This is a genomic window from Sphingobium jiangsuense, from assembly GCF_014196495.1.
In the GTDB taxonomy this organism is placed as follows: Bacteria; Pseudomonadota; Alphaproteobacteria; order Sphingomonadales; family Sphingomonadaceae; genus Sphingobium; species Sphingobium jiangsuense.
Map to the genome: position 1 here is coordinate 29,795 of NZ_JACIDT010000016.1, position 18,567 is coordinate 48,361.

Consider the following 18,567-nt stretch of genomic DNA (forward strand, 5'->3'; position numbering starts at 1 on the left):
TCCATGCCCACTCATATGGAGTCTGACATCATGTCAGAGTCAAGACATGCTAGATCGTCGGCTGCGGCGACAGCGTCCCGAGCCACGCGACCAGCGCGAGGATCAGCATGGCCGCGCTCGTTTCGAGCGCGATGCTGCCCCGCAGCGCACGCACACCGCCGGAAGCGCCACCGGCGTCCCCCGATGCCAATCGCGGCGTGAGCCGCCACCGGTTGGCGGCGGCAAGCCCGAGCATCGCCGCGAACAGCACCAGCTTTGCGATCAGGAGCTGTCCGTAGAGTGTCGTCGGCAGCCGCAGGGCGCCCTCCACGCCGACGATCATCCAGACGTTGATGAGCCCTGTAGCCACGATCAGCGCGACGATGATCGAGCCGGCCACGGCAAACCCCGCCAGCGCCGAGCGTGCCGCGGCGACCGACTTATCGTCCTCGATGCGCGCGAAGAGCAGCGTGACGAGGACCGCGAGCGCGCCGAGCCAGGCACCTGCCGCCAGCAGATGCAGCCCGTCCGCCAGGCGATGGATGGTGCCCGCAGCGCCTTCGGTCACTGCGGCATGGCCCGTCCAGGCGAGCGTGCCGAGTGCGACGCCGGCGCCGAGGGTCACCACCGGCGATCGGATCTTCGCGGATTGCAAGAGCGCCGCGACGAACGCTGTCGCGAGCGCCGCGGTGCGCCACAGAAATGCGGCACCCGGCGGCGTTTCGAACAGGACGAAATCGAACGTCTCGCGACCGATGCCGGTGATCGTAGCGCTCGACATCGACGCGACCATCTGCAAGAAGGACAGGTTCGAGAGCAGCAGGCCGAGCCCGGCGAGGCCGGCGATCATCGCGCGACCGCCCAACGGTCGAGATGGGCTGGCCGCATACAGCGGATAGGCGGCCAGCCCGAACAGCAGCAGCAGATCGGCATAGACCCCGAAGCGCAGCGCCACGCCGATCCAGTCGGCCATCTCCTAGCGGACCGAGAAGGCGTGCGTGCCCGTGATGCGGTGCGTGTCGGCGCCGACGATCACCCAATCGACCCGGTAGCTCCCGGCGGAAAGCGGCCTGGCGCTGGTGAGGGTAATCGACTTCCCGTCCTCCGATACCGCGCTCGTCACGCCCGTCATCTTCATGACGTGGTTCGCCATGCCCGGCATGGAGGTCATCGTCAGCGTTGCGCTCGACAATCGGGGCATGACGCGCTCGCTGAAGGTGAGCTGCACCGTCGTGGTCGGTGCGACGGTGGCGTTCGCGGCGGGCGTCGCCGCGACGATCTTCGGGTGCGCGTGCGCGGCGGCGGGCACGCTCAGTGCGGCCATCACCGCGAACGGGGCGATCAGCGATCGGAACTTCATATCAAACTCCTTTTGCAATCCATGTTAGGCGATACGCAGTTGCCGCGCGCATCCCTCACGCCAGCTTGGATGAGGGCACAATCCGCGCCATGCGTATGAGGGAGGCAGAAGGAAAGGTCAGGCGATGAACAACGATATCGACAGCGCGCTGGCTCGCTTCGCCGGGGCGGAACCGCATGCCGGCCTCGCCGGGCTCGAAGACCGCGTAATGTGCGCGATCGCGAGCCGATCGTCGTCTTCGGGTCTGGCGATGGGCGCATCGCTGAGTGCGGCCGCATTCGCGCTGGTGCTCGGCATCGTCAGCAATGCCGTGCCGCTGGCCGAAGCGCGCGCGGTGTCGACGCTCGCGCCGTTCGGCGCGCCGAGCCCGCTGGCGCCCTCCTCCTTGCTGCTCGAACCGCGATGAGAGCGCGTCAGCTTATCCTCATCGGGTTGATCGCGTTCGCTGCTGCGGTCATCGGGGTGCTGGTCGGGCGGTATTTCGTTCCCGCTCCGCCGCAGCCGGCGGCCGAGCTCCACGCGGTGCTGCACGAGCAGCTTTCGCTCGATCCGGAGCAGGAGCGACGGCTTGAAGCGCTGGAAGCGAGCTTCGCGGTTCGGCGCCGTGCGCTTGAGCTCGAGATGCGCGCCGAGAATGCCCGTCTTGCCGATGCCATCGCCGCCGAGCACGGCAATGGCCCTCGCGTCGCCGCCGCGGTCGACGCCTCGCACCGGACGATGGGCCAGCTCCAGAAGGAGACGCTGGCGCACATCTTCGCGATGCGCGCGCTGTTGAAACCGGAGCAGGCGGCAAAGTTCGATGCCGCCGTGACCAGGGCGCTGACCGAAGAACCCCGGTGAACGACGGTCTGGCCGACCGCACGGACGGCGAGCTCGTCGCGCTGGCGCTGGGCGGCCGGGAGGCGGCCTTCGCCGAGATCGTCAGCCGGCACAAGCAGCCGCTCCACCGCCTGATCGCCCGGATCATCGGCGATGACGACGAAGCGCTCGACGTCCTCCAGGACGTGTTCGTCGCGGCGCACGGATCGCTGCGCCGGTTCGACATGGGGCGGCCGATGCGTGCCTGGCTCGCGCGCATCGCGATCAACAAGGCGCGCGACTGGCGGCGACGCCGAGCGGTGCGGCGATTGATTTGGGCGGTGCTGCCCATCGAGCACGCATCGGACATCGCCGACGACCAGCCCGCGGTCGACACGCTCGCGGCCGACCGCGAAGAACTGCGGCAGGTGGGCGCGGCGATCGCCACGCTTCCGGCCAATCTGCGCGAGACGCTGGTGCTGCGCGCGATCGAGGGCATGAGCCAGGCGGAAACCGCCGAGGCGCTGGGAATCAGCGAGAAGGCGGTCGAGACGCGCCTCTATCGCGCCCGGCTGCGACTCGCGGCCGAGATCGACCGGCAACGATAGACGCTTGACCCTGACATGGTGTCAGACCCCATCTTGCCTTCAGCTTTTTTCGACTCCGCCATGAGGGGCATGATCGCCGCGCGCGTATGGTTCGGTAAGCCTCGCCAAGATTTCAGGACGATGAATGACCGCTTCGATTGATCGCCGGACACTGCTTCGCGGAACCGCCGCGCTGGGCGGCACGGCCGCGCTTGCCGCATGGTTTCCCGCCTGGGCGCAGCCCGTCTCGCAAGGCCTCGTAAGGCCGCTCCCGACCGTTTCAGGCGAGGACATCACGCTCACCATCGCGCGCCAGACGATGATGATCGACGGGCGATCCTCGCCCGCGATCGGTATCAACGGCACCGTGCCGGCACCGCTCATTCGGCTGCGCGAAGGCCAGATGGTGCGGCTCAATGTCGTGAACGACCTAGACGAGGACAGCTCGATCCACTGGCACGGCCTCCTCGTTCCGCCGCAGCACGACGGCGTGCCGGGCGTCTCGTTTCCCGGTATCAAGCCGCGATCGAATTATCTCTACGAATTCCCGATCAAGCAGAACGGCACCTATTGGTATCACAGCCATTCGGGGCTGCAGGAACAACTCGGCCATTATGGCCCGATCGTCATCGACCCCGTCGGCGAGGATCCGGCCCAGTATGACCGCGAGCACGTCATCGTGCTTTCGGACCACAGCCGGATGTCGCCCGAGGCGATCTTCCGGAACATGAAGCTCAATCCCGGCGGGTTCAATTTCCAGAAGCAGACCCTGGCCGGCCTGCTGGCGGGACGGGACCAGACAGCATCGCAACGCCTGATGTGGGGCGGGATGCGGATGGACCCGACCGACATTTCGGACGCAACCGGCTCGATCTACACCTACCTGGTCAACGGCCACGGCCCGATGGACAACTGGACCGCGCTGTTCACGCCGGGCGAGCGCGTGCGCCTGAGGTTCATCAACGCATCGGCGATGACCACCTTCAACGTCCGCATACCAGGATTGCCGATGAGCATCGTCCAGGCTGACGGGCAGAACGTCATGCCGGTCGAGGTCCAAGAGTTCCAGATCGGCGTCGCCGAAACCTACGACGCGATCGTCACGCCGAGCGAGGACCGGGCCTTCACGCTAGTCGGCGAGGCGATCGACCGCTCGGGCATGGCGCGCGCCACGCTGGCGCCGCGCGCCGGCATGAGCGCCGCGGTGCCGCCGCTGCGCGAGCGTCCGCTCGCGACCATGAAGGACATGGGCATGGGCGACATGTCGATGGATCATGGCGGCATGGGCGGGATGGACATGACGGGCGGGATGCGCGGCGTCGATCCCACCGCCGAGCAGAACCCATCGGCCGCGCTCGCGACCGGCGCGATGGCCGGCGGCGCGGCGGCGGTGGGCAATATGGATCACAGCACGATGCCGATGGACCATTCCGGCATGGCCGGCATGGATCACGGCGCCATGGCCGGCCAATCGGGCGGGATGGCCGGGATGGATCATTCGCCGATGGGCGGACAGTCCGGCGCGATGGCGGGCATGGACCACGGCTCGATGGACATGGGCTCGATGAGCATGCGCGACTTTTCCAATGCGCCGCAGGTCAAGAAAGGCCCGGGTGTCCAGACCATCTCGCCGATGCCGATGGACCGCACCGGCGAACCCGGCCAGGGGCTGGAGAATGTCGGGCACAAGGTGCTCGTCTACCGCGACCTGATGGCGCTCGACCGCAACCCCGACGTCCGCGCGCCATCCCGCAGCATCGACATCCACCTGACCGGCAACATGGAGCGCTTCATGTGGTCGTTCGACGGCGAGAAGATGTCGGACGTTCACGAGCCGATCCCGTTCATCGAAGGCGAGCGGGTGCGCGTGAACCTCATCAACGACAGCATGATGGGGCACCCGATCCACATCCACGGCCACTTCTTCGAGCTGGTGACGGGGCATGGCGACCATGCGCCGAGAAAGCACACCGTCATCGTCCAGCCGGGCGGCAAGGTGACCTGGGACTTCACCGCCGATGCGGTCGGCGACTGGGCGTTCCACTGCCACCTGCTCTATCACATGCACGCGGGAATGATGCGCGTCGTGAGCGTGCGGCCGCGGGGAGACGCGGCATGAAGACGCTGCTGCTGCTCGGCGCCGCTCCCGCCGTCCTTCTGGCCGCGCCCGCCGCGGCGCAAACGATGGACCATTCCAACATGCCCGGCATGACGATGCCGGCAAAGCCGGCGCAAGCGGAGCCGGCGCCCGAGCCCGCGCAACGGCCGCCTTCGCCTCCGGCGGCACAAGATGCCGCCCCCGCCCCAGCCGCTCCCGATTGCCCGCCCGAGCACGCGGTGATGGGGCATTGCACGCCTAAGCCAGCAACCGATCCGCACGCGGGGCACGCCATGCCCGGCCCGTCCCAGGCGGCGCCCGCGATGGACATGACCGGCACCGCGCTTCCGGCCGGCAATGCCCCGCCGCCGCAGCCGCCGGCGGATCATTATGCCGATCGCCAGTTTCCGCCCGAAGAGATGGCGGATGCCCGCCGCCAGATGATGTTCGAGCAGGGCGGCCAGCCTTTCTATCAGGTGATGTTCAACCTCGCGGAATATCAGGCGCGCGAGGGTGCCGACGGCTTCCGCTGGGACGGCGAGGGTTGGTTCGGCGGCGACGTCAACCGGCTCGTGGTGAAGATCGAAGGCTCGGGCGCGTTCGGCGAAGGGGTCGAGGATGCCGAAATTCAGGCGCTCTATTCGCGCGCGATCGGCCCCTACTTCAACCTCCAGGCCGGCATCCGCTACGACTTCAAACCCAATCCCTCACGCACCTACGCCACGATCGGCTTCGAGGGGCTTGCGCCCTATTGGTTCGAGGTAGAGGGCGCGCTGTTCCTCTCCGACAAAGGCGACGTGCTCGGCCGGCTCGAAGGCTATTACGACCAGCGGATCACCCAGCGGTTGATCCTGCAGCCGCGCGCCGAGTTTAATCTTGCCGCGCAGGATGTGCCGGAAACCGGCATCGGCTCCGGCCTGTCGGACATCGAGCTTGGCCTGCGCCTGCGCTACGAGATCACACGCCAGTTCGCGCCCTATATCGGCGTGTCGTGGGACAGGAAGATCGGCGACACCGCCGACTTCGCGCGCACGGCGGGTGAGAACCCGTCATCCACCAGCATCGTGTTTGGGATCAGGACCTGGTTCTGAACTAGACAGGACGATCGAGCCGCGCGCGAACGGCACGCCAGGTCGAAAGGAGATAAATGATGAAGATGTTCCGTACTCTCGCTCTTGCACTGGCGCTGGGCACACCGGCGGTCACGATGGCAGCGGGACCCATCGTCGTTCATCGCGATCCGGGCTGCGGCTGCTGCGAGCAGTGGGCACGCCAAGTGAAGGCCGGGTTCGATCGTCAAGTCAGAATGATTGACGATCCCAACCGCGCGGCGCTTAAGGCCCGGCTCGGTGTCCCAGCCGCGCAGTCGTCCTGCCACACCGCGATCGTCGATGGCATGGCGTTCGAAGGGCACGTCCCGATCGCCGATATGAAGCGCGCGCTCGCCGCGCGCCCGGCGGGTGTCAAGGGCCTCGCCGTGGCCGGCATGCCGATCGGCTCCCCCGGGATGGAAGTCGCCGGCGCCAAGCGACAGCCTTACGTCGTCATCGCCTTCGGAGAGAACGGCCAGCGAGTGTTCGCGCGTCACTAAAGATAGGAAGGTTCAATCGATGGAACAGGATCACGAAATGAAGAGTATGTCGTGGGGTCGCTTTGCGGCGATGATCGCAACCTCCACGTTGATCATGTTCTTCCTGATGTACCAGCTCGTCTATTCGTCCGAGCATCTGATGTTCAGCATCAACCGGCTGGTCGCCTCGCTGGTGATGGGCGCGGTGATGACAATGGTGATGCTCGGCTTCATGTGGTCGATGTACAAGGGCATGGCGATCAAGCTCGGGATCTTGGCGTTTGCGCTGGTCCTCGGCGTGGCCTCGCTTCTGGTCAATCGCAGTCAGGCGCTTATCTCCGACGTCACCTTCATGAAGTCGATGATCCCGCACCATTCGATCGCGATCAACAACGCGCGCAAGGCCAGCATCAGCGATCCCCGGGTTCGCGTGCTGGCCGACCAGATCATCGCCAGCCAGGTCCGCGAGATCGCCGAGATGAAGCTCCTCATCGAAGACATCGATCGGAACGGCGAACGCGGCACCCAGCCACTGCCGGCGCGGTCGGCCGAGGTTACGCAGGATATGCTGCCCGAGATTCGGGCTGCTGTTCGTTGAAGCGCAAGCCTTACGGATTACGCCCGCACAGGTTCCCGCGGATAACCTCACGATAAGCGGAGGTGCCAGCCCAATGCCACGAGCCTTCGATAGCGACAGCTTCTCACTGTGGCGAGAAGCGAAAATCGCCCGAGCGTAGCATTTGCGGCCGCGGAGAACGGCAGGCGGCAGGACCAGGCGATTGCGGACGCCTCTAGAGTAGTACGAACGGCGAAATATATTCGTTATGTTTATCCTGCGCGGGGCGCCATTTTCTTCAAAGGAAAACAAGGGTATAGCAGGCGGCGGAAGCCGCCTTTTTGCATTCGCGCGGACCGGCCCGCCATCCCGGCTCGGCTTGCGGCGGCATGCGCCCGTCTCCGTCCGTTCAGCGGCGGCAGTTCCCATGGCGCAACCGCTCCGGCTCGCCGCCGGAAGCCGCCAGGCGCGCTGCGCCGCAACGAAAGCGGCCTTGCTTAACCCTATCTCAACCCATGGACGGCAGAATACGCTCCCTGACCCCGATGCTCTTCGTGGTCGGCGGCCGACATGATCGAGAAGAGGAATGGGGGATCCATATGCTGGCCAGAATGGCCCGTCTCAGGCAGTTCTTCTCCGTATCGGTCAATGATCCCGAACTGTTGAAGGCGCAATATCGCGCCTTCGCCTATCAGCTTCCGATGCTGTACTGCATCCTGCTCATCAGCAGCTGGATCATGGTGCTGCCCTATATCGGCAGGGCTCCGGCCGTGCTGGCCGTGGTCATACCGGTGGTCCTCACCGCCTTCTGCGTGACGCGCGCGATCCAGTGGTGGTCGCGGCTGCATGCGGACCCCTGCGCCGAAGAGGCGCTGGCCGCGCTGCGCCGCACGAACATGCTTGCGCCGCTGCTGTCGGTGCTGTTCACCGGCTGGGCGATCCTGCTGTTTCCCTATGGGGACACCGTGGCGCAGGACCATATCGCCTTCTTCATGGGGATCACCGCCATCGGGTGCATTTTCTGCCTGATGCACCTGCGGTCGGCCGCCTTTCTGGTCGCCCTTATCGACAATGCGTTCATGATCGGCTTCCTGAGCACGCAGGACAATTCGGCCTATGCCGCCATCGCGGCCAATGTCGTCCTCGTCACCGGCGCGTTGCTGGTGATCCTGCTGTTCCACTATCGCGATTTCGCCCGGATGGTGACGCTCAATGCCGAGAACCGGCAGCTCGCCAATTGCGACAGCCTGACCGGCCTGCCCAATCGCCGCCATTTCTTCGAAAAGCTGGACGCCGCCGTCGCGAGCTGCCGCTATACCGAAGGCACGCTTGCCGTCGGCATCATCGATCTCGACGGTTTCAAGCCGATCAACGACCTCTACGGCCATGTCATCGGCGACCGCCTGCTCTGCGCGGTGACGGAGCGGCTGTCGCTGCTGTGCGCGGGGCAGGTCGATCTGGCGCGACTGGGCGGCGACGAATTCGCGCTGCTCGTCACGCAGGGCACGGCGGACGAGGATCTGCGGAGGTTCGGCACCCAATTATGCGACGGCCTGCGCGCGCCGTTCAGGATCGGCGACGTGACCGTGCAGATCGGCGGGTCGCTGGGCTTCGCGTCCTTCCCCGATCATGCGCGGACCGCCGAGCAGCTGTACGAGCTGGCCGACTATGCGCTCTATCACGGCAAGCGTCACCGGCGCGGCACGGTCAACATCTTCACAGTCGACCACGATACGCAGATCCAGCGCGACGCCGCGGTCGAGATCGCGCTGCGCAAGGCCGATCTGGAGCGGGAGCTGGTCGTCGTGTTCCAGCCCATCGTCGATATCGCGAGCGACCGCACCGTCGCCTTCGAGGCGCTGGCGCGCTGGAAAAGCGTCGCGCTGGGCGACGTGCCGCCGACCCAGTTCATTCCGATTGCCGAGCGCAGCGGGCTGATCGGGCGGCTGACGGTCATCCTGCTGGGCAAGGCGCTGGCGGCGGCGCGCCATTGGCCCGACACGATCCGCCTGTCGTTCAACCTTTCCGCGCACGACCTCTGCTCGCCGCAGATCGTGTTGCAGATCATCCAGATGCTGAACGACGCGCCGATCGAAACCAGCCGCATCGACCTGGAGATCACCGAAACCGCGCTGTTGCACGATATGGAGCAGGTGCAGGAAGCGATCCGCATGCTCAAGCTGCTGGGGTGCAGCGTGTCGCTCGACGATTTCGGGACGGGCTATTCCAGCCTCAGCCATCTGCACGCGCTGCCCTTCACCAAGATCAAGATCGACCGCAGCTTCGTGCAGGGGATGGACAGCAAGCCGGCCAGCTACAAGATCGTCAAGTCGCTGCTGGCGCTGACGCGCGACATGGGCATCGACTGCGTGGTCGAGGGCGTGGAAACCGTGGAGGAAATGAGCCTGCTGCGCGAGCTGGGCGGCAAGATGGTGCAGGGCTATTATTTCTCCCGCCCGATGGAGGAAAAGGACATAGCGGGCTTTCTGGCCGATCGCGCGCGGCCCGAACCGATGCTCCGCAGCGGCTGACCGCGCCGCAAACCGTCAGCCTGTCGTCGCGCCGCTCAGCGGCAGGGCGGTTTTGTAGACCACCGGACGCAACGCGAAGCTGGTGGTCAGCTGGCCGACGCCCTCGATCCGGGTGAGCTTGTAGCGCAGGAAATCCTCGAAGGTCTTGAGGTCCTTGACCAGCACGCGCAGCTGATAATCCGCGTCGCCCGTCATCAGATAGCATTCCATTACCTCCGGAAAGGTGGCGATCGCCTGCTCGAATATGTCGAGATGGCGGTCGTCCTGCTGGTCCAGCCGCACCCGCACGAAGGCGGTGACGCCCAGCCCCACGCTGTCGGGATCGACCAGCGCGACATAGCGGGTGATGACGTTCGCCGCCTCCAGCTGCTTCAGCCGGCGCAGGCAGGGGCTGGGGGACAGGCCCACATGCTCCGACAATTCCTGATTGGTCATGCGGCCATTGTCCTGAAGCCGGGCGAGGATTTTGCGGTCTAGATCGTCTATCGCTATCATTGCCATTATATGCCTTATGTGCGGGGTATAATGAAATATTATGCCAATATAACAGCACAGGGCGCATGATTTCGCAAGGACCTGTCCGGGGTTGTCGGCTATGTTTTCCGCCATTCTTCGGTACGGGATCGCGACATGAACACGTCATTTTCCAACAGTCAGGCCAATGGTCAGGGGGAGCTGGTCAGTTCCCTGGAATTGCTCGACACGCGCTTGCGCTGGCTCTCCTCATGGATGGTCCACAACGCCAACCATATCCGCCCCAAGCGGGACGGGCTGAAGGTCGGCGGGCATCAGGCGAGCTGCGCCTCGATGACGGCGATCATGGCCGCGCTCTATTTCCATGCGCTGCGCCCGCAGGACAAGGTCGCGGTGAAGCCGCATGCCGGGCCGGTGCTGCACGCGATCCATTATCTGCTCGGCAACCAGACGCTGGACAAGATGCAGCGCTTTCGCGGCCTGGGCGGCGTGCAGAGCTACCCCTCGCGCACCAAGGACGCGATCCCCGTCGATTTCTCGACCGGCTCGGTCGGGCTGGGTGTCGCCGTCACCGCCTTCACCAGCCTGGTGCAGGATTATCTGATCGCCCATGGCGCGGTGAAGGAGGAGGATGCGGGCCGTATGATCGCGCTGATGGGCGATGCGGAGCTCGACGAGGGCAATATCTACGAATGCCTGATCGAAGGCTATAAGCACGACCTGCGCAATTGCTGGTGGATCGTCGATTATAACCGCCAGTCGCTCGACAGCACCACGGCGGACCGGATGTTCCGCCGCTTCGACGATATTTTCGAAACCTGCGGCTGGCGCGTCATCACCCTCAAATATGGCAAGCGCCAGCGCGAGGCCTTCGCCCGCCCCGGCGGCAAGACGCTGGAGGAATGGATCGACAATTGCCCCAACGCCGAATTCGCGGCGCTCACCTATCAGGGTGGGGCGGCCTGGCGCGAGCGGCTGATGGCCGACATCGGCAAGAAGCCGCATGTGAAGAAGCTGCTCGACAGCTTCGACGACGAGGCGTTGTCGGCGTTGATGACCAATCTGGGCGGCCATTGCATGGAATCGCTGATCGAGGCGTTTGACAGCGCGCAGGACGACCGGCCGACCCTGTTCATCGCCTATACCGTCAAGGGCTTCGGCCTGCCGCTGGCGGGGCACAAGGACAATCATTCCGGCATGATGAACCCGGCGCAAATGGAGCAGTTCCGCGCCAGCCTGGGGATTGCCGAGGGCACGGAATGGGAGCGCTGGTGCGGCCTCGGCGACAATGCGGCGGCGCAGCTGCAGGCCTTTGTCGACGCCAGCCCGCTGGCGAGCAAGGCGCCGGAGCCGGTCGCGCCCGCCGTGCCCGTTCCCGCCCGCCTGCCGACCCCGGAGGGGGCGGACCAATCGACGCAGGCGGCGTTCGGCCGCATCCTGCTGGATCTCGCCAAGTCCGGCGAGGCGCTGGCCGACCGCATCGTCACCACCGCGCCGGACGTCACCCAGACGACCAACCTCGGCGCGTTCGTCAACCAGCGCGGCCTGTTCCGGCGGCAGGAACTGGCCGATGTGTTCCACAAGGCGAAGATTCCATCCGCGCAGAAATGGGCGCAGCATGCGGCGGGCCAGCATATCGAGCTGGGCATAGCGGAGAACAACTTCTTCATCATGCTGGCGTCGCTGGGTCTGGCCGCGCCGCATTTCGGCACGCGCCTGCTGCCCATCGGCACGGTCTACGACCCGTTCATCTCGCGCGGGCTCGATGCGCTGAACTATGGCTGTTATCAGGACTCGCGCTTCCTGCTGGTGGGCACGCCTTCGGGCCTGACGCTGGCGGCGGAAGGCGGCGCGCACCAGTCGATCAACACGCCGCTGATCGGCATGGGCCAGCCCAACCTCGCCTATTTCGAGCCAGCCTATGCGGACGAGCTGGCGCTGATCATGCGCTGGGCGTTCGACTATATGCAGCAGGACGACGGCAGCTCCGTCTATCTGCGCCTGTCCACCCGCTCCATCCCGCAGATCGCGCGGGAGGATAGCGGCTGGGAGGGCGACGCGCTGAAGGGCGGCTACTGGCTCCGCCGTCCGGCGCCCGGCGCGGAGGCCGCGATCGTCTTTACCGGCGTGGTCGCGCCCGAAGCGCTGGACGCGTGGGAGCAACTGGCCGAGGACATGCCGGGGCTGGGGCTGCTCAACGTCACCTCGCCCGATCTGCTGCATCGCGGCTGGTCGGCGAGCCGCGCGGGCCGCTGGACCGGCGAGGCGAGCGGGCCGAGCCATGCCGAACAGCTGCTCTCCGCGCTGGCGCCCGGCGCCGGGCTGGTGACGGTGCTGGACGGATCGCCGGGGGCGCTGTCGTGGCTCGGCGGCGTGCGGGGCATGCGGGTCAGCCCGCTGGGCACCGACCGCTTCGGCCAGACCGGCGACCTGTACGATCTTTATCATGAGTACAGGCTGGACGCCGACGCCATCATCGATGCGGCCGCCGAACTTTTTCTGAGGAACTGAAATGCCGATAGAATTGAAGATGCCGGCGCTGTCCCCGACCATGGAGAAGGGCGCCCTGGCCAAATGGCTGGTGGGCGTGGGCGATACGGTCAAGGCGGGCGATCTGATCGCCGAGATCGAAACCGACAAGGCGACGATGGAGTTCGAGGCCGCCGATGAGGGGCGCGTCGCGCAATTGCTGATCGTCGAGGGCACGGATGAGGTCGCCGTCGGCACGGTTATCGCGCTGCTAGCCGGGGAAGGGGAGGCGGCTCCCGAAGCGGAGGAAGCAGCCGCGCCGCCGCCGGTGCGGGAGGAGGCTCCTTCGCCAATGCCGGAAACAGTGACGGAGACAGCGCCCGTTGCCGCCCCGGTGGCGAAGGCGGTCGCGGTCGCCGCGCCGCTTGCGCTGGACGAAAGCGTTGCTGCAACGCCGCTCGCGCGCCGTATCGCGGCGATGGAGGGGCTGGCGCTCGACCGGATCAGGGGCAGCGGACCGGGCGGCAAGATCGTGAAGGCCGATCTCGGCCTGCCCGCCATCGTCGCCCCGGCGGCTGCGGCGACGGCGCCCCGCGCGGCGCCGGAAGCCGCCCCGGCGCAGATCGCTCCGCCCCCGGCGGGCGTGCCGGTGGAAACGGTCAGGCTGTCCACCATGCGCCGCACCATCGCCCGCCGCCTGACCGCCAGCAAGCAGACGGTGCCGCATTTCTACCTCACCCGCCGTTGCAACCTCGACCCGCTGCTGCGCCTGCGCGGGGAACTGAATGCCGGGCTGGCGGCGCGGGGCGTCAAGCTCAGCGTCAACGACATGCTGGTGAAGGCGATGGCGCTGGCGCTGATGCAGGTGCCCGATGCCAATGTGCAGTTCGGCGGGGATGAACTCCACCGCTTCGGCCGCGTCGACATCTCTATGGCGGTGGCGATCGAGGGCGGCCTGATCACGCCCGTGATCAAGGACGCGGGGTCCCTGTCCCTCTCCGCCATCGCGCAGGTCAGCAAGACGCTGGCGGAAAAGGCACGCAGCGGGAAGTTGATGCCGGAGGACTATGAGGGCGGCACGGCCTCGCTTTCCAATCTGGGCATGTTCGGCGTCGACGAGATGTTTCCGGTCATCAACCCGCCGCAGGCGCTGATCCTGGGCACGGCGGCGGGCATCGAGCAGCCCTGGAAGGTCGACGGCGGCATCGCGCTGGCGACGATCATGGCGGCGACGGCAAGCTTCGACCACCGCGCGATCGACGGCGCGATCGCCGCGCAATTCATGGCGGCCTTCCACGAATATGTGGAAAGCCCGATGCTGCTGCTGGGGTGAAGGGAGGAAAGGCGGACAGGCCGGGGGGTCTGTCCGCCTGCCTTTGTCGAGGGAGGCGCAATCTTCGGTGGGCGGGCGCCTGCCCTTCAATGAGTGCTTTCAAGGGTATGTGCTGTGGCGGTCCTTTCCTCGATCGAGGCTCAGACCAAAGTCACGTGATCAGCCTATTCCGGTACGTAGACGAGATCGCCGTTGGGCAGGCGATAGGTGGTTCCTGCCTTCACGCCGCCGCCTTCGCCGACCTGATCGGTCGAACTGTACCGCTCCAGCTTTTCTCCGTCCTTGATCGTGATGGTCATATTCTCCTTGCCCGGATTCTCGACCACGACGACATTCTTCGACTGAAACGGGTTGAGCGGGTTCTGCGCGATCAGCACCATCAGCACCGCGCAGATCACCAGGAACAGGTCGACCAGATTGACTACCGAGAGGATCGGATCGTCCGCCTCATCGTCTTCGAGGAAGCGCATCAGAATGGCTCCCTTGCCTGCTCGATGCCGCGCAACTCCTCCAGCAGCCAGCGCCGCCGGATCGTATAGACGAAGAAGGAAATCGACGCCGCCACCAGAGCGAGGATCACCGAGGAGAAGGCGACGACGAGATTCCTGCCGACCGCCGCGCCGTCATTGCTGCCGAGCGCGAGCAGTGCCGGCCCCATCGGGATCATGGTCGCGACGAGGCCCAGCATCGGAGCGCTGCGCGAGACGATCCGCTGCCACTCCAGCCGGCGCATGATGAGCAGTTCGAGATCGTCGCTGGAGCAGCCGGTGCGGCTCTGATGCGCGGTGAGTGGCCGGCCGGGCCGACCGGCGCCGCGTGCGGCGGCCTCCAGCGCGAAGCGGCCGAGGCTCAGGAGCGAATAGCCGAGCGATGCCAGGATCAGCAGGATCACCGGCACGAGGAACAGACGCGAGGCATCGTAGAGGGTCGCTTCAAGCGTAAGCATGGAGGCCTTTCTCTTGGGCATTGGAACGGCGGCCGCGCATTTCGAGCAGCATGCCGGCGAGGAACAGAAGGAGGATCGCCGCAAGCGCGGGAAGCTGCGCACCGATCGGCTTGACGGCGGCCTGCGATGGAGGATGCTGGCGCGCGAGAATCCGTCCCATCGGCGGCGGCTGGGGCGTCGGCGGGGCCGGGGCGCGCGCCGCTGCGACGGCGGATGCCGTGCGGCCCTTCGCTTGTCCGGCTTCGACTGGCGCAAGGCCGAAGCCGTTGGCGCTCAGCGTGCGCTCGCCATCGGCAACCGCCGGCTGGAGCGCGTCGCGACGCTGCTCCAGCGAGCGGCGGGTCGCATCGTCCGCCTTCCAGTAATCCCGGCGGATCGCCTCCAGCATCCGGTTCACGATCTGGAGCTGGGCGGACGGATGCGCCTTCTCGAAGAAGCGGCTGAGGCCCAGATTGCGGATATCCCGTATATAGGTGTCGTGCATCGCCTGCCACTGGTCGGCGCGCACGCTGGCCGGATCGGCGACCTGCCAGCCCCAAAGGTTGTTGACGACATCGGCCATTGCATTGGCGCCCGCATAGCCCTCCTTCTGCATTTCCCCGATCCATTGCGGATTGAGATAGCGCGCCCGCAATTCGTCCGAGAGGAAGGAGGCCGCGGTGGTCATTCGCGCCTCGCCGCCGCGCATGTCGGTGACGAAGAGGTCGGGTGTCTTGCCGGTCACGCGGCGGATAGCGAGCGAGAGGCCGCCCAGATGCTCGAAGGGATGGTCGGTGGAGAGAAGGCCATGCAGATTGGACGAGCGGCCGAGCACCGCCGCGTCCACCCCCTTCAACTGTTCCGCGAAAAGGTTCGCGCCTTCCGGCGTTACCCCCCAGTCGCGCGCGCCATAGGCGTGGCCCATGCGCGCCAGATAGGGATCGGCAAGGTCCGCCTCGTCCTTCCAGTCGTCCTTGTCGCCGGTGCCGTCCTTGATGATCCGGCCGGAAAGGCCGGTGCCATAATCGCCCGGCGCATTGGTGAAGATACGCAGGCGAGAGAGGGCGCGGGCGCGCTCCGCATCCAATCCGCGCGCGGTCAGCGCCTTTTCCAGCGCGCGGGCATTGGCGGCGGGGCCGTCCGTCTCGTCGAGCGCAGCGATGCGGTCTATACCGTTCGCGAGCAGGCGCATGAAGGCGTCGAACTGGTCGCGATAAACGCTGGTCGGCCGCATCACCACGTCGATGCGCGGGCGGCCCAGTTCGGCGCGCGGCACGATCTCCAGCCGTTCCACCCGTCCGCCGCGTCCCCAGACCGGACGCAGACCGAGTGCGTGCAATATCTGCCCCTCGCCGATGCCGAGCGTGCGGACCGTTTCTCCGGAGAACATCGAGAAAGCGAGCTTGCGCGGGCCCGTGCCCCCATGCTTCGCCTTATAGGCCTCGATCAGCCGGTTGAGCGCCTTGCCGCCTTCCTCATAGGCGGCCCGCGAAGGCACTTTCTCCGCCTCGAACGCATAGAGATTGCGCCCGCTCGGTACATCGGGATTGCGTACCGGGTCGCCGCCGGGGCCGGGCCGCACGAAGCGTCCGGCAAGTCCTGCCAGTAGCGTCTCCGTCTCGCCCGGCGTGGCGAGATTGCGATCATAGGCGGCGGCGCGCTCGATCTGGGCGCGCAGGGCAGGATCGGCGATGGTCGCGCTGTCCTCCCCGTCGCGCAGGTAACGATGTAAGGTGCGATAGGGCCGCCCTTCGCGAATGGCCGTGAAGTCTTCCGCGAAGGATTCCTTCGGGTCTTCACCCAGCGCCGCCCGATAGGCCGGTCCCAGCTGCTGCATCACCGTGGTCAGGCGATGATCGTCCGAAGGCGGCTCGCCAAAGACATGCAGCCCCAGCGGGATGGATGCACGGGCGAGCTGGTGCAGATGATCGTGCAGCGCCGTGTAATAGCCCGCAAAGTCGCGGTCGATCGCCGCCTCGTCCCAGCCCATGTCCGCATCGACATGCGCGGCCTTGGCCTGCGCGCGGATTTGCGCGGCGACGCGGTCGCGCACCGGACCTTCCTCAAGCTGTGCATATTGGTGGATCAGCGCATGGATGTCGCGCAGCTCGTCATAGAGGCCGGAGGGCGCAAAGCTCGGCGTCTGGTGGCTGATGGTGATGGCGCGCCCGCGCCGCCGCGCCTGGATCGCCTCGGCGACATTGTCCTGAATATAGGGATAGAGGACCGGCACGTCGCCGACCAGCAGGAAGGGGTAGTCATGGGCCCAAAGCCCCCGGTCCTTGCCCGGTGTCCATTCCTGCGAGCCATGAGTGCCGAAATGGACGATCGCATCCGCCTGCCCGCGTGTGCGCGCCCAGAGATAGGTGGCGAGATAGCGATGGTCGGGCGGCACCGCCTGATCGTGATAGCCCTTGGCGCTGCCCCCGTCGCGCGGCGGCTGGGGGAGGATGACGAGCTTGCCCAATGCAAGGCGTGGGATGAGGATATTGCCGCCGCGCAGCGTGGAAATCCCTTCCGGCGCGCCCCAGCGATCGGTGATCTGTTGCCGGATGGCGGCGGGCAGGATGGCGAGCCATGCCTTATATTCCGACAGCGGCAGGCTCGCGGTCATGCCGCGCGCGCTGAGGTCGTCCAGCGTTTCGGGGCGATAGAGGCCGGCGAGCATAGTCTGTCCCGCCGCGATCAGTGTTGCTTCGTCGGCCTCGCGCACGTCATAACCCGCCGCCGCCATGTCGCGGGTCAGCTTCGCGAGGCTCTGCGGCAGGTTGAGGTTGGAAGCGGCGAGGTTCTTCTCGCCCACCGGATGGTTCCAGAAGAACAGCGCGACATGCTTGTCCCGCGCGGGCTTCGTCCGCAATGCCACGAGCCGGGCGAGCTTGGCGGCGAGCAGTTCCACCTGCTCCGGGATCGGCACCGTTTCGCCCCTGTCGGCGGCGGCGATCACGATCGGGTCCGATATGCCCCAGCTTTCCGGCACGCTCAGCATCACGGCGGCAGCTGCGCCGCCTATGCCGCTGGTTGCGGCGTGCCACTCGTCCGGCGTGCCCGCGCGGTTGGCCAGGGCCTGTACCGCCGGAATGTCGAGAGCCACGAGTTCCTCAGCGCGCGCCTCGCCATTCTGCATATGCGTGAAATTGACCAGCGCCTGCGCGCCCAGCGGCCGGAGCATCTTGGTGAGCGCCTTGGGATCCCTCTCGTCATACCAGAAGAAGGCCGGGGTCAGCCCGTGCATTTCGATGCTCTTCGCCAGCGCATCGATCACCCCGGTCTGCATGTCGCGGATCTGCCCGTCGGAAATGGCGATGGCGACGATGGGCCGCGCGCCGCGCGCCGCTGCCCAGTTGCGGAACGCCTCCGGCGTGGCGAACAGCGTCGGCGCGTCGGGATGATAAAGCCCGGCGTCCGGCAAGGTTCGCGGCGGCGGAAGGTCGTCGAGGCTTCCGCCCGCCAGCGCCAGCGGTACCGCCTTCACAAAGGCGCGCAGATTGTCCTCCCCGCCGCCCGCATAATAGGCGATGAGCCGCCGGGCGACGCCGGGCGGCAGATGTCCGAAGGCGGGAGGCCCGCCGCCGATCTGAAGCCACGGCACAGCGATGCCGTCGAGCGGCCCCACCGCCTTCTCGACAGCCGCCCGATCGCCCGGACGTGGCCCGTCGAGCAGGAGCAGCGCCGCTCCCCGCGTCACATCCGCGCTGCCCGGCGCATCGGCATAGCGCCATTCGATGCGATAGCCCTCCATCTCGGCCCATTGCGCGAGCCGCGCGAACTTGGCCGGCAGCACGAAATCCGTGCTGACTATCCGGACGACGGGCCCCTCGGCGGCGCGAGCCGGGACTTGCAGCGCCAGCAGGCAGAGGAGCAGGGACAGCCAATAACGCATCGGC

The 18,567-nt window shown here is 66.5% G+C and carries 16 protein-coding genes; 10 read left to right on the top strand and 6 right to left on the bottom strand.

The annotated features are described in order from the left end of the window. Window positions 1-49 precede the first annotated feature (49 nt). Both copD and copC read right to left on the bottom strand, forming a co-directional pair. Window positions 50-952 carry a copper homeostasis membrane protein CopD gene (copD, locus tag GGR43_RS17925; RefSeq protein ID WP_188073330.1) on the bottom strand — a complete coding sequence of 301 codons (903 nt, stop codon included), beginning with the start codon at window positions 950-952 and terminating at the stop codon, window positions 50-52. Between the two features lie 3 nt (window positions 953-955). After that, window positions 956-1,339: a copper homeostasis periplasmic binding protein CopC gene (copC, locus tag GGR43_RS17930; RefSeq protein WP_188073331.1), complete on the bottom strand. Its 384-nt coding sequence runs from the start codon at window positions 1,337-1,339 to the stop codon at window positions 956-958. Window positions 1,340-1,463: 124 nt separating this feature from the next. On the opposite strand from copC, the gene GGR43_RS17935 reads away from it, so the two are divergent. The 8 genes from GGR43_RS17935 (at window position 1,464) to GGR43_RS17970 (ending at window position 9,479) form a co-directional block, all read left to right on the top strand. Next, window positions 1,464-1,745 carry a hypothetical protein gene (locus tag GGR43_RS17935; protein ID WP_188073332.1) on the top strand — a complete coding sequence of 94 codons (282 nt, stop codon included), beginning with the start codon at window positions 1,464-1,466 and terminating at the stop codon, window positions 1,743-1,745. Beyond that, entirely contained in the window at window positions 1,742-2,179 is a 438-nt protein-coding gene (locus GGR43_RS17940) for a periplasmic heavy metal sensor (RefSeq protein WP_188073333.1), read from the top strand. Before GGR43_RS17935 ends, GGR43_RS17940 begins: the two co-directional genes overlap by 4 nt. Next, window positions 2,176-2,745 (top strand): RNA polymerase sigma factor, encoded by a 570-nt coding sequence (locus GGR43_RS17945; RefSeq protein WP_188073334.1) that lies wholly within the window; start codon window positions 2,176-2,178, stop codon window positions 2,743-2,745. The genes GGR43_RS17940 and GGR43_RS17945 overlap by 4 nt, the downstream gene beginning before the upstream one ends. Before the next feature lie 124 nt (window positions 2,746-2,869). Then, window positions 2,870-4,843, top strand: a complete 1,974-nt coding sequence (locus GGR43_RS17950; protein ID WP_188073335.1) for a copper resistance system multicopper oxidase — start codon at window positions 2,870-2,872, stop codon at window positions 4,841-4,843. Next, on the top strand, window positions 4,840-5,913 hold the full coding sequence (locus tag GGR43_RS17955) for a copper resistance protein B (protein WP_188073336.1): 1,074 nt from the start codon (window positions 4,840-4,842) through the stop codon (window positions 5,911-5,913). Before GGR43_RS17950 ends, GGR43_RS17955 begins: the two co-directional genes overlap by 4 nt. A gap of 56 nt (window positions 5,914-5,969) precedes the next feature. Then, window positions 5,970-6,413 (top strand): DUF411 domain-containing protein, encoded by a 444-nt coding sequence (locus GGR43_RS17960; RefSeq protein WP_419682428.1) that lies wholly within the window; start codon window positions 5,970-5,972, stop codon window positions 6,411-6,413. 19 nt (window positions 6,414-6,432) lie between these two features. After that, window positions 6,433-6,990: a DUF305 domain-containing protein gene (locus GGR43_RS17965; protein WP_188073337.1), complete on the top strand. Its 558-nt coding sequence runs from the start codon at window positions 6,433-6,435 to the stop codon at window positions 6,988-6,990. A gap of 557 nt (window positions 6,991-7,547) precedes the next feature. Further along, entirely contained in the window at window positions 7,548-9,479 is a 1,932-nt protein-coding gene (locus GGR43_RS17970; RefSeq protein ID WP_188073338.1) for a putative bifunctional diguanylate cyclase/phosphodiesterase, read from the top strand. Between the two features lie 15 nt (window positions 9,480-9,494). Here GGR43_RS17970 and GGR43_RS17975 read toward each other — a convergent pair whose 3' ends face one another. Beyond that, window positions 9,495-9,980, bottom strand: a complete 486-nt coding sequence (locus tag GGR43_RS17975; RefSeq protein ID WP_281392532.1) for an Lrp/AsnC family transcriptional regulator — start codon at window positions 9,978-9,980, stop codon at window positions 9,495-9,497. 129 nt (window positions 9,981-10,109) lie between these two features. On the opposite strand from GGR43_RS17975, the gene GGR43_RS17980 reads away from it, so the two are divergent. Further along, window positions 10,110-12,464, top strand: coding sequence for a transketolase (locus tag GGR43_RS17980; protein ID WP_188073339.1), 2,355 nt, complete (start codon window positions 10,110-10,112; stop codon window positions 12,462-12,464). A 1-nt stretch (window position 12,465) separates the two neighbouring features. Beyond that, the gene (locus tag GGR43_RS17985) at window positions 12,466-13,755 is read left to right on the top strand and encodes a dihydrolipoamide acetyltransferase family protein (RefSeq protein WP_188073340.1); all 1,290 of its coding nucleotides are present in this window, start codon (window positions 12,466-12,468) and stop codon (window positions 13,753-13,755) included. A gap of 164 nt (window positions 13,756-13,919) precedes the next feature. Here the strand turns inward: GGR43_RS17985 and GGR43_RS17990 are convergent, their stop codons facing one another. From GGR43_RS17990 to cobN, 3 genes are read right to left on the bottom strand one after another with little or no spacing between them, the layout of a single operon-like run. Continuing rightward, window positions 13,920-14,225, bottom strand: coding sequence for a DUF2149 domain-containing protein (locus GGR43_RS17990; protein WP_188073341.1), 306 nt, complete (start codon window positions 14,223-14,225; stop codon window positions 13,920-13,922). After that, on the bottom strand, window positions 14,225-14,701 hold the full coding sequence (locus GGR43_RS17995) for a MotA/TolQ/ExbB proton channel family protein (RefSeq protein ID WP_188073342.1): 477 nt from the start codon (window positions 14,699-14,701) through the stop codon (window positions 14,225-14,227). The genes GGR43_RS17990 and GGR43_RS17995 overlap by 1 nt, the downstream gene beginning before the upstream one ends. Continuing rightward, entirely contained in the window at window positions 14,688-18,563 is a 3,876-nt protein-coding gene (gene cobN, locus GGR43_RS18000; protein WP_188073343.1) for a cobaltochelatase subunit CobN, read from the bottom strand. Before cobN ends, GGR43_RS17995 begins: the two co-directional genes overlap by 14 nt. Window positions 18,564-18,567: the final 4 nt, after the last annotated feature.

Coding starts and splice junctions, on each gene's coding strand:
- GGR43_RS17990 (WP_188073341.1), bottom strand. CDS start 14,225: ATGCGCTTCCTCGAAGACGATGAGGCGGACGATCCGATCCTCTCGGTA.
- copD (WP_188073330.1), bottom strand. CDS start 952: ATGGCCGACTGGATCGGCGTGGCGCTGCGCTTCGGGGTCTATGCCGAT.
- GGR43_RS17975 (WP_281392532.1), bottom strand. CDS start 9,980: ATGGCAATGATAGCGATAGACGATCTAGACCGCAAAATCCTCGCCCGG.
- GGR43_RS17960 (WP_419682428.1), top strand. CDS start 5,970: ATGATGAAGATGTTCCGTACTCTCGCTCTTGCACTGGCGCTGGGCACA.
- GGR43_RS17950 (WP_188073335.1), top strand. CDS start 2,870: ATGACCGCTTCGATTGATCGCCGGACACTGCTTCGCGGAACCGCCGCG.
- GGR43_RS17970 (WP_188073338.1), top strand. CDS start 7,548: ATGCTGGCCAGAATGGCCCGTCTCAGGCAGTTCTTCTCCGTATCGGTC.
- copC (WP_188073331.1), bottom strand. CDS start 1,339: ATGAAGTTCCGATCGCTGATCGCCCCGTTCGCGGTGATGGCCGCACTG.
- GGR43_RS17935 (WP_188073332.1), top strand. CDS start 1,464: ATGAACAACGATATCGACAGCGCGCTGGCTCGCTTCGCCGGGGCGGAA.
- GGR43_RS17940 (WP_188073333.1), top strand. CDS start 1,742: ATGAGAGCGCGTCAGCTTATCCTCATCGGGTTGATCGCGTTCGCTGCT.
- GGR43_RS17980 (WP_188073339.1), top strand. CDS start 10,110: ATGAACACGTCATTTTCCAACAGTCAGGCCAATGGTCAGGGGGAGCTG.
- GGR43_RS17995 (WP_188073342.1), bottom strand. CDS start 14,701: ATGCTTACGCTTGAAGCGACCCTCTACGATGCCTCGCGTCTGTTCCTC.
- cobN (WP_188073343.1), bottom strand. CDS start 18,563: ATGCGTTATTGGCTGTCCCTGCTCCTCTGCCTGCTGGCGCTGCAAGTC.
- GGR43_RS17955 (WP_188073336.1), top strand. CDS start 4,840: ATGAAGACGCTGCTGCTGCTCGGCGCCGCTCCCGCCGTCCTTCTGGCC.
- GGR43_RS17985 (WP_188073340.1), top strand. CDS start 12,466: ATGCCGATAGAATTGAAGATGCCGGCGCTGTCCCCGACCATGGAGAAG.
- GGR43_RS17965 (WP_188073337.1), top strand. CDS start 6,433: ATGGAACAGGATCACGAAATGAAGAGTATGTCGTGGGGTCGCTTTGCG.